Origin of the sequence: Embleya sp. NPDC127516 (assembly GCF_044765325.1) — a bacterium.
In the GTDB taxonomy this organism is placed as follows: domain Bacteria; phylum Actinomycetota; class Actinomycetes; order Streptomycetales; family Streptomycetaceae; genus Embleya.
In genome coordinates this window covers 107,750-121,680 of sequence record NZ_JBIWJT010000004.1, presented here as the reverse complement: position 1 = coordinate 121,680, position 13,931 = coordinate 107,750, and the positions used below count along the sequence as shown (strand labels likewise).

General features: G+C 72.7%; 12 protein-coding genes. 7 read left to right on the top strand and 5 right to left on the bottom strand.

The window, feature by feature from the left end; all coding sequences use genetic code 11:
* Positions 1 to 7 precede the first annotated feature (7 nt).
* Positions 8 to 2,095 carry a HelD family protein gene (locus ACIRL2_RS08410; RefSeq protein WP_402231014.1) on the top strand — a complete coding sequence of 696 codons (2,088 nt, stop codon included), beginning with the start codon at positions 8 to 10 and terminating at the stop codon, positions 2,093 to 2,095.
* Between the two features lie 126 nt (positions 2,096 to 2,221).
* On the top strand, positions 2,222 to 2,863 hold the full coding sequence (locus tag ACIRL2_RS08405) for an SGNH/GDSL hydrolase family protein (protein ID WP_402231011.1): 642 nt from the start codon (positions 2,222 to 2,224) through the stop codon (positions 2,861 to 2,863).
* Positions 2,864 to 2,952: 89 nt separating this feature from the next.
* Here the strand turns inward: ACIRL2_RS08405 and ACIRL2_RS08400 are convergent, their stop codons facing one another.
* Positions 2,953 to 3,750, bottom strand: a complete 798-nt coding sequence (locus tag ACIRL2_RS08400; protein WP_395858673.1) for a maleylpyruvate isomerase family mycothiol-dependent enzyme — start codon at positions 3,748 to 3,750, stop codon at positions 2,953 to 2,955.
* 177 nt (positions 3,751 to 3,927) lie between these two features.
* On the opposite strand from ACIRL2_RS08400, the gene ACIRL2_RS08395 reads away from it, so the two are divergent.
* Both ACIRL2_RS08395 and ACIRL2_RS08390 read left to right on the top strand, forming a co-directional pair.
* On the top strand, positions 3,928 to 4,209 hold the full coding sequence (locus ACIRL2_RS08395) for a type B 50S ribosomal protein L31 (RefSeq protein WP_402231008.1): 282 nt from the start codon (positions 3,928 to 3,930) through the stop codon (positions 4,207 to 4,209).
* A 178-nt stretch (positions 4,210 to 4,387) separates the two neighbouring features.
* Positions 4,388 to 5,233: an SAM-dependent methyltransferase gene (locus ACIRL2_RS08390; RefSeq protein WP_395858671.1), complete on the top strand. Its 846-nt coding sequence runs from the start codon at positions 4,388 to 4,390 to the stop codon at positions 5,231 to 5,233.
* A gap of 31 nt (positions 5,234 to 5,264) precedes the next feature.
* On the opposite strand, the gene ACIRL2_RS08385 is transcribed toward ACIRL2_RS08390, so the two are convergent.
* Entirely contained in the window at positions 5,265 to 6,155 is an 891-nt protein-coding gene (locus tag ACIRL2_RS08385; RefSeq protein ID WP_395858670.1) for a Gfo/Idh/MocA family protein, read from the bottom strand.
* Between the two features lie 189 nt (positions 6,156 to 6,344).
* Here ACIRL2_RS08385 and ACIRL2_RS08380 point away from each other — a divergent pair, with 189 nt between their 5' ends.
* The 3 genes from ACIRL2_RS08380 (at position 6,345) to ACIRL2_RS08370 (ending at position 10,205) form a co-directional block, all read left to right on the top strand.
* Positions 6,345 to 7,379, top strand: a complete 1,035-nt coding sequence (locus tag ACIRL2_RS08380; protein WP_402231005.1) for an LLM class flavin-dependent oxidoreductase — start codon at positions 6,345 to 6,347, stop codon at positions 7,377 to 7,379.
* A 180-nt stretch (positions 7,380 to 7,559) separates the two neighbouring features.
* A complete protein-coding gene (locus ACIRL2_RS08375; protein WP_395858667.1) occupies positions 7,560 to 8,354 on the top strand; it encodes an SDR family NAD(P)-dependent oxidoreductase in 795 nt (264 codons plus the stop codon).
* A 201-nt stretch (positions 8,355 to 8,555) separates the two neighbouring features.
* The gene (locus ACIRL2_RS08370) at positions 8,556 to 10,205 is read left to right on the top strand and encodes an alpha/beta fold hydrolase (protein ID WP_402231001.1); all 1,650 of its coding nucleotides are present in this window, start codon (positions 8,556 to 8,558) and stop codon (positions 10,203 to 10,205) included.
* A 98-nt stretch (positions 10,206 to 10,303) separates the two neighbouring features.
* Here ACIRL2_RS08370 and ACIRL2_RS08365 read toward each other — a convergent pair whose 3' ends face one another.
* The 3 genes from ACIRL2_RS08365 to ACIRL2_RS08355 all read right to left on the bottom strand — a co-directional run bounded on the left by ACIRL2_RS08365 (position 10,304) and on the right by ACIRL2_RS08355 (position 13,861).
* Positions 10,304 to 11,833: an MFS transporter gene (locus tag ACIRL2_RS08365; protein ID WP_395858665.1), complete on the bottom strand. Its 1,530-nt coding sequence runs from the start codon at positions 11,831 to 11,833 to the stop codon at positions 10,304 to 10,306.
* Between the two features lie 157 nt (positions 11,834 to 11,990).
* A complete protein-coding gene (locus tag ACIRL2_RS08360; protein WP_402230998.1) occupies positions 11,991 to 12,683 on the bottom strand; it encodes a TetR/AcrR family transcriptional regulator in 693 nt (230 codons plus the stop codon).
* 188 nt (positions 12,684 to 12,871) lie between these two features.
* Positions 12,872 to 13,861: an aldo/keto reductase gene (locus ACIRL2_RS08355; RefSeq protein ID WP_395859305.1), complete on the bottom strand. Its 990-nt coding sequence runs from the start codon at positions 13,859 to 13,861 to the stop codon at positions 12,872 to 12,874.
* Between the last annotated feature and the right edge of the window lie 70 nt (positions 13,862 to 13,931).

The window sequence follows — 13,931 nt, the reverse complement described above, 5'->3', positions numbered from 1 at the left end:
GGTCGGTATGACGTCACTCGATGCCGCACTCGATGCCGAACTCGGTCGGGAACGCGACTACCACGAGGTCTGCCGCGAGGCGATGGCCGCGATGGTCGCGGGCGCCGCCGAACACGTCGTCACCGGTGCCGACGTCTCCGCGTCCGGCGCGGACGCCGAGGCGCTGGGCTACACGCTGCGCAGCCGCGCCAAGGAGATGGGCGAACTCGCGCAGACCCCGCTGTTCTTCGGCCGACTCGACTTCGCCGGGACGGCGGCGGCGGGCGAGCACCGCGGTCGCCGCTACCACATCGGCCGGCGCCGGATCACCACCGACCTGGCCGCCCCGCCGCTGGTGGTCGACTGGCGCGCGCCGATCTCCCGGGCCTTCTACCGGGCGAGCGCCCGCGACCCGCAGGGCGTCGCGGTCCGCCGCCGGTTCGGCTGGGCGCCGTGGAGCACGGGCGCCGCCGAGGACCTGACCAGCCTGGAGGACGAACACCTCGACGCCCGGCCCGCACCCGGCGCGAGCGCACCCGGCGTCCCCGGCGCGATCCTGGCCGGCGAAATCGGCCGGCCCCGGGTCGGCCCCATGCGCGACATCGTCGCCACCATCCAGCCCGAGCAGGACGACCTGGTCCGCCGCGACCTGACCGCCTCCATCTGCGTCCAGGGCGCCCCCGGCACCGGCAAGACCGCCGTCGGCCTGCACCGCGCGGCCTACCTCCTCTACACCCACCCGCAACGCCTGCAACGCGGCGGCCTGCTGATCGTCGGCCCCAACCGGGCCTTCCTGCACTACATCGCCGAGGTGCTGCCCGCCCTCGGCGAGACCGGCATCCGCCAGGCCACCATCGACGACGAGGTCGGCCGACACCCGATCCGGGCCCGGGACGAACCGGCCGCCGAACTGGTCAAGCACGACGCCCGGATGGCCGGCGTGCTGCGTCGTGCGCTCTACGCGCGGATCGCCCCGCCCGGCGAACCGGTCGCCGTACCGGACGGCTCCTATCGACGGCGGATCACCCTGGAGGAGCTGGCCGAGATCGTCGAGGGGGTACGCGCCGAGGACACCCCCTACCAGGTCGGCCGGGAGCGGGTCCGGGCCCGCGCGGTGGCCGTGCTGCAACGCCAGGCCGAGCGCAACTCCGGCCCGCCGACCGGTGATTGGCTGCGCCGAATGGGCCGATCCAAGGCGGTCGGCGGCTTCGTCGACCGGTGCTGGCCGCAGACCGGCCCGGAACAGGTCCTGGCCGGGATCCTCGCCGACCCGGACGCGCTGGCCGCCGCGGCGGACGGCATCCTCACCGCCGACGAGCAGCGCGTGATCGGCTGGGCGAAGCCGCCGCGTTCGTGGCGCAGTGCCCGCTGGTCGGCCGCCGACCTGGTGCTGCTCGACGAGGTCGCCGGGCTGATCGAGCGCCCGGCCGGCTACGGCCACGTGGTGATCGACGAGGCCCAGGACCTGTCCCCGATGCAGTGCCGCGCGTTGGCCCGCCGGATCGGCTTCGGTTCGGTCACCGTGCTCGGCGATCTGGCCCAGGGCACCACGCCGTGGTCGGCCCGTACCTGGCCCGAACTGCTCGCCCACCTGGGTCGACCCGACGCCGAGGTGGCCCCGCTGACCGTGGGCTTCCGGGTGCCCGCGGTGATCGTCGCGCTGGCGAACCGTCTGCTCGCGAGCCTGGACGTGGACGTACCCGCGGCCCGATCGTTGCGCGAGGACGGCGCGCTGACCGTGCACGAGGTGGCCGACCCGGTCGCCGCGACGGTCGCCGCGGTGCGCGCCGCACTCGCCCACGAGGGCTCGATCGGGGTGATCGCGGACGGCGCGGGCACCGAACCGCTGCGCGCGGCGCTGGCCGAGGCGGGCATCGCCACCGGCACGGCCGACACGCCGGATCCCACCGGCGAGGTACGGGTGACCGTCCTGCCCGCGACGCTGGCCAAGGGCCTGGAGTACGACCACGTGGTGGCGGTCGAACCGGCCGCGATCGTGGCCGCCGAGGCGCGGGGCGCGGGCCGCCTGTACGTGGTGCTGACCAGGGCGGTGTCCCGATTGCACATCGTGCACAGCCGGCCGCTGCCGGACGTACTGCGCACGGCGGTCGGATGACGGGACGGGCCCGGGCGCTCACCACCCGTTCGCGGTAGTCGGGCGGGCGGCCCGGGGCAGTCGAACCTACCGTTTGGGGGAGGACCGGTGCCCGGACGCGGCCGGTGGATCGACCCGGGAGGCACGATGACGGGTGCGAGGCACGAGGTCCCGGTGATGATCGCCGGTGATTCGATCGGTCACGTCGGCAGCGGCGACCGGACCTGGCGCTACCGGCTGTGGCGCCACCTGCGCGCCCACGACGTGCGCCTGGACCTGGTCGGCTCCAAGGATCCGCTCGGCGACATCGGGGCCGAGGTGGCCGAGTACCGACCCGACTACCTCCTGGTCCTGATGAGTGTCGACGACCTGCGCCGACCCCCGATCGAGCCGGCCGCCTTCGAGGCCAAGCTGCGCGACTTCATCACCGAGGCCCGCCGAGCCGGGCCGAGCCTGCGGATCGTGCTCGGCCACGTCCTGCCCACCCACCAGGCGGGCCCGGATCCGGAGTTCGCCGCCCGCGCGGCGAGCTTCAACGCCCGCATCGACGCCATCGCGGCCGACCTGAACACCGACGAGTCCCCGGTCGTGGTGGCCCGCACCGACGCCGAATTCGTCGCGGCCGACCACACCGGCGACGGCCTGCACCCGAACCCGGCCGGCGAGTACCGGATCGCGGCGGCGTTCGCCGACGTCCTCGCCGACCGATTCCACCTCGGCGTGCACTACCCGCGCCCCTTCCCCAGGGTCCTGGACGCCTCGACGGACGCCCCGCCGCCGGACGACTGAGCACCGGGCCCGGGTCGGCCCGCGCCGCGCCGTCGGGCGACGCGCGGCTACGCCGGAGGGCTCCCGGCGGAGACGGGGTCGACGCCGCCCTACACGGAGGGGACGAGGGTCGAGTAGCGGTCGAGCACGTCGCGGTCGCCGGTGATCTCCAGCCGGTCCGCCGCGAGGCGTCCCCACACGAAGAGCATCAAGTCGGAGGCGGTGCCGGCCAGTTCGACATCGCAGGGTCGGTCGGTGTCGCCGAGCAGGACCCGATCGCCGGCGAAGCGCGCCGCCCAGACGCCCGGACCGTCGATCCGCCGCAGCCGCAGGCGCTCCCCGGACCCGGCCGCGGCCGCCACTCGGGCTCGCCGGGCCGGGATCATCACCTCGAAGTGCTGACCCACGGCGTCCGCCGCCAACTCGGCGTGCATCGGCGCCGCGGGCCCGACCGTGTTCTCGGCGTCCCAGCGGTGCACGGCGGCCTCGATGGTCTGCACGCGCAGCCAGAAGCCGACGGTCTGCTCGTCGGACCAGGTCCAGACCCGCTCCTCGGCCGCGGTCCGCGCGAACGCCCGAGCCAACTCGTCCGCCCCGGCGGCGAACCAGTCGACCAGCCCGGGCGCGAGCGGTCCCCACGTGGGCGTGGGCCCCACCGGGTCCGGCCAACCGGCGCGGTCCTCGGGCAGCGCGAAGATGCCGACGTCGGAGACATCCGGCGGTTCGCCCAGCCGCGCGTCGACGACCCGCGTCACGAAGCGATGTACACCCCCGAGGTGGACGACCAGATCGGACATGGTCCACTCCGGACAGGACGGCACGACGGGCGCGTCCCCGCCGTCGAGGCATCGTCGCGCGGCGGCCTCGAACGCGCGGACCTCACGACGGAAATGGCTGATGCGATCCATGCCTCGATTATCGGGTGGTTCGCGTTGCCGGACAGGTGGTTCCGTTCAGCCGGACGGGTGTGTGGTCTCGCGGGGGCGGGGATTGTTCGCGAGGGTGTTGGCGAGGCCGTCGGAAGAGAGCGCGTGTGTGGCGCGCGTCGGGTCGGTGGCCTATCGAGATCCAGCCGAGGAGCAGCGATGCAGCAGGACAAGCACCCGTCGTACGGTCCGGTGGTCTTTCGGGACAGGTCCGCCGGATACGCCTTTCTCACCAAGTCCACGGCGGTCAGCGAGGAGACGATCGAGTGGGACGACGGGAACACCTACCCCGTCGTCGACGTGGAGATCTCCTCGAAGAGCCATCCGTTCTACACCGGCAATGCCCGCACGGTGGACCCCGAAGGGGCGATCGCCAAATTCGAGCGCCGCTACGGCGGCCAGGGGAGCGAGGATACCGACGCGGGGGGCGAATCGCGGTGATCCGGGCGTGTTGATCTCCCGTCATCTCGCTTTATTCGCACGGGAGTTCGAGGACATTCCGGAGTGACGGGGGAGGGTGGGCGTTGGTCCTTGCCCCGGCCAACAAATCGAGTCCGGCACCAATAGGCTTGCCGTCAACGGGAACTGGTCATCACTCACCCCATGGTTGGAGCCTTTCATGGCAGACGACTCGCAAGCGGCGGGCAACTCTCCGGTCGGATCGGACGACGACTGGCGACCGGTCGGCATCGACATCTCCACGCCCAGCATCGCGCGGGTCTACGACGCGGTGCTCGGCGGCAAGGACAACTACCCGGTGGACCGGGCGATCGCCGAGGCGTCGCTGGCGATCGTCCCGGAGATAGGCGATGTCGGCCGGTACAACCGGGCGATACTCGGGCGCGGGGTCCGGTACATGGCGGAGCAGGGCATCCGTCAGTTCCTCGACCTGGGATCCGGCCTGCCCACCGTGCAGAACACCCACCAGGTGGCGCAGGAGCACTCGCCCGAGGCCCGTGTGGTCTACGTGGACAAGGACCCGATCGTGCTCGCGCACGGCCGGGCGCTGCTCGCGGAGAACGACCGGACCACCGTGGTCACCGCCGACCTGCGCGAGCCCGCCGAGATTTTGTCCCACCCGGACGTGCTCGCGCTGATCGACTTCGACCAGCCGATCGGCCTGATGCTCGTCGGTGTCGTGCACCACCTCAACGACGACGAGGGCCCCGAGGCGATCGTGGAGGCCTACAAGAAGGCGCTGCCGCCCGGCAGTTTCCTCTTCCTCACGCACTTCTGCGCGTCCAGCCCGGACGCGGTCGCGCTGGAGAAGGCGCTGCTCACCGACCTGGGTTCGGGACGATTCCGGACCATCGAGGAGATCTCCGCGTACTTCGACGGCCTCGAACCGGTCGAGCCGGGCGTGGTCTTCCTGCCGCTGTGGCAGCCCGAGGAATCGGTCGAGGAGCCGCTGACGGTCGGTCAGAAGCTGATGGCCGGTGGCATCGGCCGCAAGCCGACGGCCTGATCCGCCGGGGCGGAGCGTCGCGGCGCGCGACTCAGCGTGCCGCGGCGAGTTGTTGTTCGGCGCGGGCGACGATCTCCTGGAGGTACAGTCCGCGACGAACATCGCACACGTGCCGGCCGCCGTCGCGGACCAGGCTCGCGAACTCCGCGCGCAGCACCGCGAAGGCGGACCCGTCGATCGCCGTGGACAGGTCCAGCGTGGCGGCCCCGGCCGATCCGTATACGTCCACGTCGTAGCGGTGACCGCCTTCGGCCGAGCAGCACAACACCAGTTGGGACACCGCGCCGCCGGCGTGGACGAGCTGAAGCGCCGCCCAGCCCGCGCCCGCGGAGTCGGCCCGCAGGTCCACGATGTCGCCCAGCGCGACGCTCATCAGGTCGAACGCGTGCGGCCCCACGTCCAGGATCGCGCCGCGCGCCTGTCGCCACGGCGACGCCGCGAACGGACCGCCGAGGAACGCGCCGGTGACGCAGGTCAACCTGCCCGTGCGCCACGGCGTCTCGGCGCTCTCCAGGTGGGCCAGGAACTCCCGTACACGCGGCGCGTATCGTGCGCTCAGCGCGACCATCGAGCCGACCCCGGCCGTGTCGATCACATCGGCCAGGCGGCGTGCGGTGTCCGGGTCGGCCGCGATCGGCTTCTCCAGCAGCACCGCCTTGCCCGCCCGCGCCGCGCGCTCGGCGAGCGGGGGTTGGGCCTCGGGGGCGATCGCGAAGACCACCGCCTCGCACGCGTCGAGCAACTCGTCGAACTCCGCGCACGCCCGGGCGTCGTAGGACTCGGCGAGTTCCCGGGCCGCCTCCGGCCGGCGTGCCCACACCGCGGCGAGCCGGGTCTCCGGCCCGGCCGCGAACACCGGCGCGTGCACCAGCCTCGCCCACGGTCCGGCCCCGACCAGACCCACCGCGACCTGCTCGCTCATCGTCTTCGCCTCCGGTGTCGTGCTGCCCGCGCCCGCGGCGCTTCCCGCCGGCCGAGCGTACCGGGCGGTTCGCGTCGTGCGACCGCGCCACTCGGGTATCGAACGACGGACGGTGTCATGGCTCTGGAGAGCTCGCGAGGTCGCTGCTAGCTTCCGCCCGCATGAGGCTCTTCGGATGAGGTCGTGCGCATGAGGTTCTCCATGTCCCTGCCCGTGCTGCGCGATCCCGGTCACGCGCAGCCCTATCACCGCACGTTCGCGCTGGCCCGGATCGCCGAGGAGGCCGGTTTCGACACCGCCACCGTCGGCCACCACCATTTCATGCCGGGCAACATGAGCGACCCGCTCACGCTGCTGGCCGCCGTGGCCGCCCGGACGGACGTCCTGCGGGTGGGCACCGGCATCTTCCAACTCCCGGTGCACCATCCCCTGCGGGTCGCCGAACAGGTCGCCACGATCGACGAGATCTCGGGCGGACGGGTCACCCTCGGCGTCGGACTGGGCTGGTGGCCGCTGGAGTACGCGGCGCACGGATCCGAGTTCCGCACCCGGGGTGCGCGGATGGAGGAGGCGTTGGAGATCCTCCGTCTGGTCTGGACCCGGGAGAACGTCGCCTATCGGGGCCGCTTCCACGACTTCCCCGAACTGACCGTGTACCCGCGCCCGGTGCAGGAGGGCATCCCGCTGTGGGTGGCGGGCGTCGCGGACGCCGCCGTCGAGCGCGCCGCGCGCCTGGGTGACGCGTGGTTGTGCGGCCCGGTCCAGTCCCTGGCCAAGGCACGATCCTGCCTGGCGGTCTACCGGGCGGCGTGCGCGCGGCACGCCCGGCGACCCGACTGGGTGCTGCGCCGGTACGCGTGGCTCGGCAAGGACCGCCGTACCGTCGCCGAGGAGGTGCTGCCCGCGTACGTCGGCGGCCTGCTCGAGCACTGGCGCGAATCGGCCGAGGACGCCACGGAGCGCGAGTTGTTCCACCGCCTGGACGCCGGCGAACACGTCCCCGCCGAGGAAATCGCCCGGGACCGGCTGTTGTGGGGTGGCCCCGAGGACGTGATCGCCCAGATCGCCGACTACCGCGACCGTACCGGCAGCGACCACATCCACGCCGCCTTCGGCGCGGGCCTGCCGGGCGACACCGGCCCGACGTCCACGCGCGGCTCCTTCGACGAACTGGCCTCGATGATCGCACTGTTCGGCAAGGAGGTGATCCCGGCGTTCCGGTGACGCCGGCCGGGCGGCGCTGTCACCCGCCCGGCAGCGGGTGGGAGTGCCCACGGCGCTCGTGGCACGGCGCGGCATCCGCGGATCCCTCGTGATGGTCGGCCCGTCGCCGACTCCGAACCGGTCGCTCGAATGATCTACTGGACGTGGTCGGGGATGGGTGTCGGACGAAGGGTTCGCAGCGTGTTGATCGATCTTGCCGGGAAGAGCGCGTTGGTCACCGGGTCGACCCAGGGGATCGGGGCGGCGATCGCGGTGGGGTTGGCCCGGGCCGGGGCCCGGGTCGCCGTGAACGGGCGCACCCCCGAGTCCGTGGACGCGGCGGTGGAGCGCATGCGCGGCGAGGTGCCCGGCGGGGAGTTCCGGGCGGCGCCGGGGGACATCGCCACCGACGAGGGGGCCGCGCGGGTATCGGCGGCGGCGCCGGACGTGGACATCCTGGTGAACAACCTCGGCATCTTCGGAGCCCGGCCCGCGCTGGAGATCGACGACGCCGAGTGGCGGCGCTACTTCGAGGTGAATGTGCTCACCGCGGTGCGGATGATCCGCGCCCACCTGCCCGGGATGCGCGAGCGCGGCTGGGGGCGGATCCAGAACATCGCCAGCGACTCGGCGGTGGTCATCCCGGCGGAGATGATCCAATACGGCATGTCCAAGACGGCGTTGCTCGCGGTGTCGCGCGGATTCGCCAAAGAGGCGGCCGGTAGCGGGGTGACGGTCAACTCGGTGATCGCCGGGCCGACCCACACCGGCGGAGTCGAGGACTTCGTCTACGAGTTGGTCGACCCGGCGCTGCCGTGGCCACAGGCACAGCGCGAGTTCATGCGGCGCCACCGCCCCCAGTCGCTTATCCAGCGGTTGATCGAGCCCGAGGAGATCGCGCACATGGTGGTCTACCTCAGCTCGGACTTCGCGTCGGCGACCACGGGCGGTGCGTTGCGGGTGGACGGCGGGTACGTGGACGCGATCCTCCCCTGAGCGAGGCCGGGCCGGGTCGGGCCCGAGCGAACCCGGCCTCCCGGACAACACGGCGGTACCCCCACCGCAGATCCCCGGCACCCCCGGCACACTTCCGGCGTCCCCCGCCCCACCCCCATCCCACCCCCGGCACCCCCGGCCGCGGCGGGGCAACCCACCTCCCCTGTGGCCCGGCTCTCGGCCCCGCTCGACTGGAGCCCCATGCAGTCCCCCGACCCCCGGCTCCCGCCGGCCCGGCGCCGCACCACCCCCCGACGCGGCCTGCGGATCGCCGTTTCGTGCGCGGCGCTGCTCGCCGGCGTCGCCGGCACCCTCGTCGGCACCGACGCACAGGCCGCCTCCGGTGCCGACGCGAACGCGGGCGCGGTCAACCCGTACGGCTCCCTCGGCGCGCAGCGTCCGCACTGGCGGGTGTGCGACTGGTACACCTCGCCCGGCCCGCGCGATCCCGACTGGCGGGACCACCCGGTCACTTCCTGCGCGGACGTGCGCGCGCCGCTGGACTGGTACGACCGGAGCAAGGGCACGATCACCGTGCGGGTGACCCGGGTGGCGAGCACCGGCGGATCGGCGCGGCGCGGCGTGCTCCTGGTCAACCCCGGCGGCCCCGGCATCGACGGCTCGGCGTCGGCGACCCGGATCGCCCGGTCCCAGCCCGAGTTGTTGCGGACCCACGACATCATCGGCTTCGCGCCCCGGGGAGTCGCGCCCTCCACGAGCCTGGACTGCGACGTGGACTGGACGCGATACGACTCGGTCGCCGACGCCCGCGACCGCTCGCCGGCCAACGTCGCACGGCAGCTCGCGAACGCGCGCCTGGTCGGACAGGCCTGCGCGGACGCGGCGTTCGCCCCGTATGTGACCACCGATCAGACCGCGCGGGACCTGGACCTGATCCGAGCCGTGCTCGGCGAGCGCCGCATCGACTACCTCGGCTTCTCCTACGGCACCTGGCTGGGCGTGTGGTACGCGGCCGCGTTCCGCGATCGGGTGGACCGCTTCGTGCTCGATTCGAGCATGAACTGGTTGTCCACGCCGGAGGAGGTCTTCGTCGAGTCGTGGGCCCGCGGCTTCCGGCGCCGCTTCGACGTGCAGTTCCTGCCCTGGCTCGCCCGCCACCACGACCGGTACGGGTTCGGCGACACCCCGGAGGCCGCGGGCGCCGCGTACGAGGAGTTGCGCGCCGCCGTCGCCGGGCAGGGGCGCGGTACGGCGCTGGACGCCACGCAGGCGACCGTGCTGTACAACTCCGACGGTTGGCCGCGGTGGGCCGAACTGCTGGTCACGCTGCGCGGCGATCCGACCCGGGCGGTGGACCTGCTCGCCGCGCCCAGGGTGCCGGTCGGCATGCCGGACAGCGGAGCGCACTGGGCGATCCGGTGCGGCGACGCCCGGTGGCCGCGGGACCCGGCCCGCTGGGTCGCCGAGGGTGACCGGCTCGGCGCGCGCTATCCGTTGGCCGGCTCGCTCGCCACCGAACAGCCTTGTGCCTTCTACCCGTTCGCGACCGCGCACCCGGTCGTGCCGAACGCGGCCACGCTGCCCCGGATGTTGATGGTGCAGAACCAGCTCGACCCGGCGACGCCCGCCGACGGCGCGCTGATCGCCGCCGCCGAGTCGCACCAGCCGATGATCTTCGTCCGGGACGCGGGCAACCACATCGCCTACGACAGCGGCAACGCGTGTGTCGACGCCCGGGTCAACGCCTACCTCGCGCGCGGCGCCCGGCCGGGCACGGTGGTCTGCGAGGCACTGCCGCTCCCGCTGGACGACGTCGTGCACCCGGTCGGCGCGGCCGGTCCGCAACCCCCGCGTCCGGGCCGCGACCCTCGGCCGCCCGGACCCGGATAGCGGTCCCGGACACGGCGCGGGCCCCACCGCCGACGGCGATGGGGCCCGCGACCGAGGTGCCGTGAGGTCCGGAAGACCCGGCGGCACCGATCGTGCGGTCAGTGCACGAGCACCGGAACCGGCAACTCGTCCGCGTCGGTGTCCGCGTCCTTGTCGTTCGAGGCGACCACCGTGCTGTCGCCGTGCCCGACGGTGATGAACGTGAAGGCGATCGCCGAGGCCAGCGCCAGGATGCCGACCGCCCACCAGATGGCGGTGGCGTAGCCGTGCACCATGGCCTGCATCTTGAGCTGCTCCAGGCCGGCCGAACCGGCCGTGTGCGAGGCCACGTAGGCCGTGGTCGCGCTCGCCGCGATGGTGTTCAGCAGCGCCGTGCCGATCGCGCCGCCGACCTGCTGCGAGGTGTTGATCATCGCCGAGGCGACACCCGCGTCCCGCGGCTGGACGCCGTGGGTGGCCAGGCTCATCGCCGGCATGAACGCCGTGCCCATGCCCAGGCCGAGCAGGATCTGCGCGGGCAGGATCAGCCCGACGTACGAACTGCCGACCTCGATCCGGGTGAGCAGCAGCATGCCGACACCGGCGGTCAGGAAGCCGGGGCCCATCAGCAGCCGGGCCGGGACCCGGGTCATCAGGCGCGCGCCGATCTGGGTCGAGCCGGTGATCATGCCCGCGATCATCGGCAGGAACGCCAGGCCGGTCATCACCGGCGAGAAGTCCTTGACGATCTGGAGGTAGTAGGTGAGGAACAGGAACATGCCGAACATCGCGATGATGGCCAGGCCGAGCGAGAGGTAGATGCCGGCCCGGTTGCGCTCGGCGATCACCCGCAGCGGCAGGAGCGGGGCCTTGACCCGGCTCTCCACGAAGACGAACGACGCGAGCAGGACGGCCGCGGCGATGAACAGGCCCACCGTGCTGCCCGAGGTCCAACCGTGGCTCTCGGCGCGGGTGAAGGCGTAGACCAGGGTGCCCAGGCCGACCGAGGACAGCACCACGCCGGGGATGTCCAGCGGCGAGCGGTTGCGGGTCCCGGCGGGCTCACTGATGACCAGTACGGCACCGGCCGCGGCGACCGCGGCGAACGGGATGTTGACGAAGAAGGTCCAGCGCCAGTTCAGGTACTCGGTGAGCACGCCGCCCAGGATCAGGCCCACCGCGCCGCCACCACCGGCGATCGCGCCGAAGATGCCGAACGCCTTGGCGCGTTCCTTGGCGTCGGTGAACATCACCGCGAGCAGGGACAACGCGGACGGGGCGAGCAGCGCGCCGAACGCGCCCTGGAGCGCCCGGGCGCCGAGCAGCATGCCGGTGCTCGCGGCTATGCCGCCGAGCGCGGACGCGGCGGCGAAACCGGTCAGGCCGACGATGAAGGTGCGGCGTCGACCCCACAGGTCGGCGATCCGGCCGCCGAAGAGCAGCAGCCCACCGAACGCGAGGGCGTACGCGGTGATCACCCATTGCCGGTTGCCGTCGGAGATGCCCAGGTCGGTCTGGGCGGACGGCAGCGCGATGTTCACGATGGTGCCGTCGAGGACGACCATCAACTGGGCGATGGCGATGAACAGGAGCGCTTTCCAGCGCCTGGGATCGGGCACGGTGGTCTTGGGCGGGGCGGTTGCAGACATGGGGGTACTCACTTGGGGGGTGCGATGCGACGACGGACGTCGCGAGGGTGGACGGTGCTCCCTCGCCCGCGCGGAAACGGCGGGGCGACGGTGAGGTGTTCGTGGTCGTTACGCGGTCACGAGGTGCTGCGAAGGTTCGGGAAGTCGGTGGGGCGCGTCAGTGCCCGGAAGGCCGCCCCTCGTGTTCGGCGGCAAGCCGTTCGATGTCCCCCAGTGCCACGGCGGTGCCGGACAGCGGGGTGGGGTCGGGGGTGCTCAGACCGTCGAGCAGCACGTCCAGGTGACGGTGCACGAACCGGTCGTTCACCACGCAGCCGCCCATCCCGGGCAGCGGTCGGGTGAGCTGGGTGATCGCCATCAGCAGATCGCCCGAGCCGACGTCGGTACGCAGCCGGCCCTCGGTACGAGAGCGCTCCATCAGCGTCTCGACCAAGTGCTCCAACCGTGCCCGGGCGGCGACCATCTCGGGGTGCGTCTTGTCCACTCCGGCGGACATGAGCGTGCACAGAGCCCCGATCCGCTCCTCCGTCGCGCCGTGCGCGAAGCGCCGCAGGGCCGTGAAGGCCTCCGGCTCCTCGGCCAGGGCCAGCTCGCCCCGCTCGGTGATCCGTTCCAGGACGGAGAGGATCACCCGCTGCGCGAGCTCGTTGCGGTCGGCGAAGTGGCGGTACAGGGTCGCGTTGCCGACTCCCGCGCGGCGGGCGACCTCGTCGAACGGCACCTCGGCGCCGTGCTCGACGAACATCTCGCGTGCCGCGGCGACGATCCGCTCGCGGTTTCGCCGGGCGTCCGCACGAAGTCGCGGGCCACGGTCCTCGGCGACGTCGGTGGCAATGACGGTGCTGCCCATGATCCGGCTCCTTCCTGTCGGTACCCGAGCGATAACCGGGGAGTGATTCCCCGATTGTTGATTCGCTGGGTTAAACGGACAGGAAGTCCCCGGATATTTCGATCGATGATGTGACCTGGGTCACATCTCATTCCACCCGCTTGCGACCGGGTGACGGTGGGCCCGGCACCCGGTCGGCGACCGGCCCGCTACCAGGCGAAAGACTCCGGCGCGGGTCCCGGGCCGGGGAAGATCCGGTCCAGTTCGGCGAGTGTCTCCGGGCTCAACTCGACGCTCGTGGCCCGCAGCGCCGAGTCCAATTGGTCTCGTGTGCGCGGGCCCACGATCGGGCCGGTCACCCCGGGGCGGGTGAGCAGCCAGGCCAGCGCGACCTCCCCCGGCGGCGTACCGATCTTGCCGCACAGGTCCTCATACGCCTGGATCTGCTCGCGCCGCTCGGCCACCTCGCCCGCCGCCCGGTCCCCGGCGGAGCGGTGCCGACCGCCCGCGCGCTCCTTCTCCAGCACCCCGCCCAGTACGCCGCCGTGCAGCGGCGACCACGGGATGACCCCGAGGCCGTAGGCCCGCGCCGCCGGCAGCACCTCGGCCTCGGCGGCCCGCTCGGCCAGGTTGTACAGGCACTGCTCGCTGACCAGACCCAGCGAGGATCGGCGGGCCGCCGCCTCCTGGGCCTGCGCGATGTGCCAGCCGGCGAAGTTCGACGACCCGACGTAGAGCACCTTGCCCTGCGTGACCAGCAGGTCCATCGCCTGCCAGATCTCCTCCCACGGGACCCGGCGATCGATGTGGTGCATCTGGTAGACGTCGATGTGGTCGGTGCCCAGGCGGCGCAGGCTGTCCTCGCAGGCCCGGCGGATGTGCCGGGCGCTGAGCCCGCCCGAGTTGGGCCAGTCGCCCCAACTGCCGTAGACCTTCGTGGCCAGCACGACCCGTTCGCGCCGGTCGCCCCCGGCCAGCCAGCGGCCGACGAGTTCCTCGGTGTCCCCCCGGGCGCCGGCGCCGGTCAGTTGGGAGCGCCCGTACACGTTCGCGGTGTCGAACAGGTTGATGCCCGCGTCGAGCGCGGCGTCCATGATCTCGCCACTGTCGCGTTCGTCGGTGGCGGGCCCGAAGTTCATCGTGCCGAGCACGATGCGACCCACGGTCAGGCCGGTGCGGCCCAGTTCGGTGTACGGCATGGCGGAGGCGGAAGAGGTCATGTCCTTGTCGCTGCCCGGCCCGAGCAGGCCGGAACCCATGGGATTCACC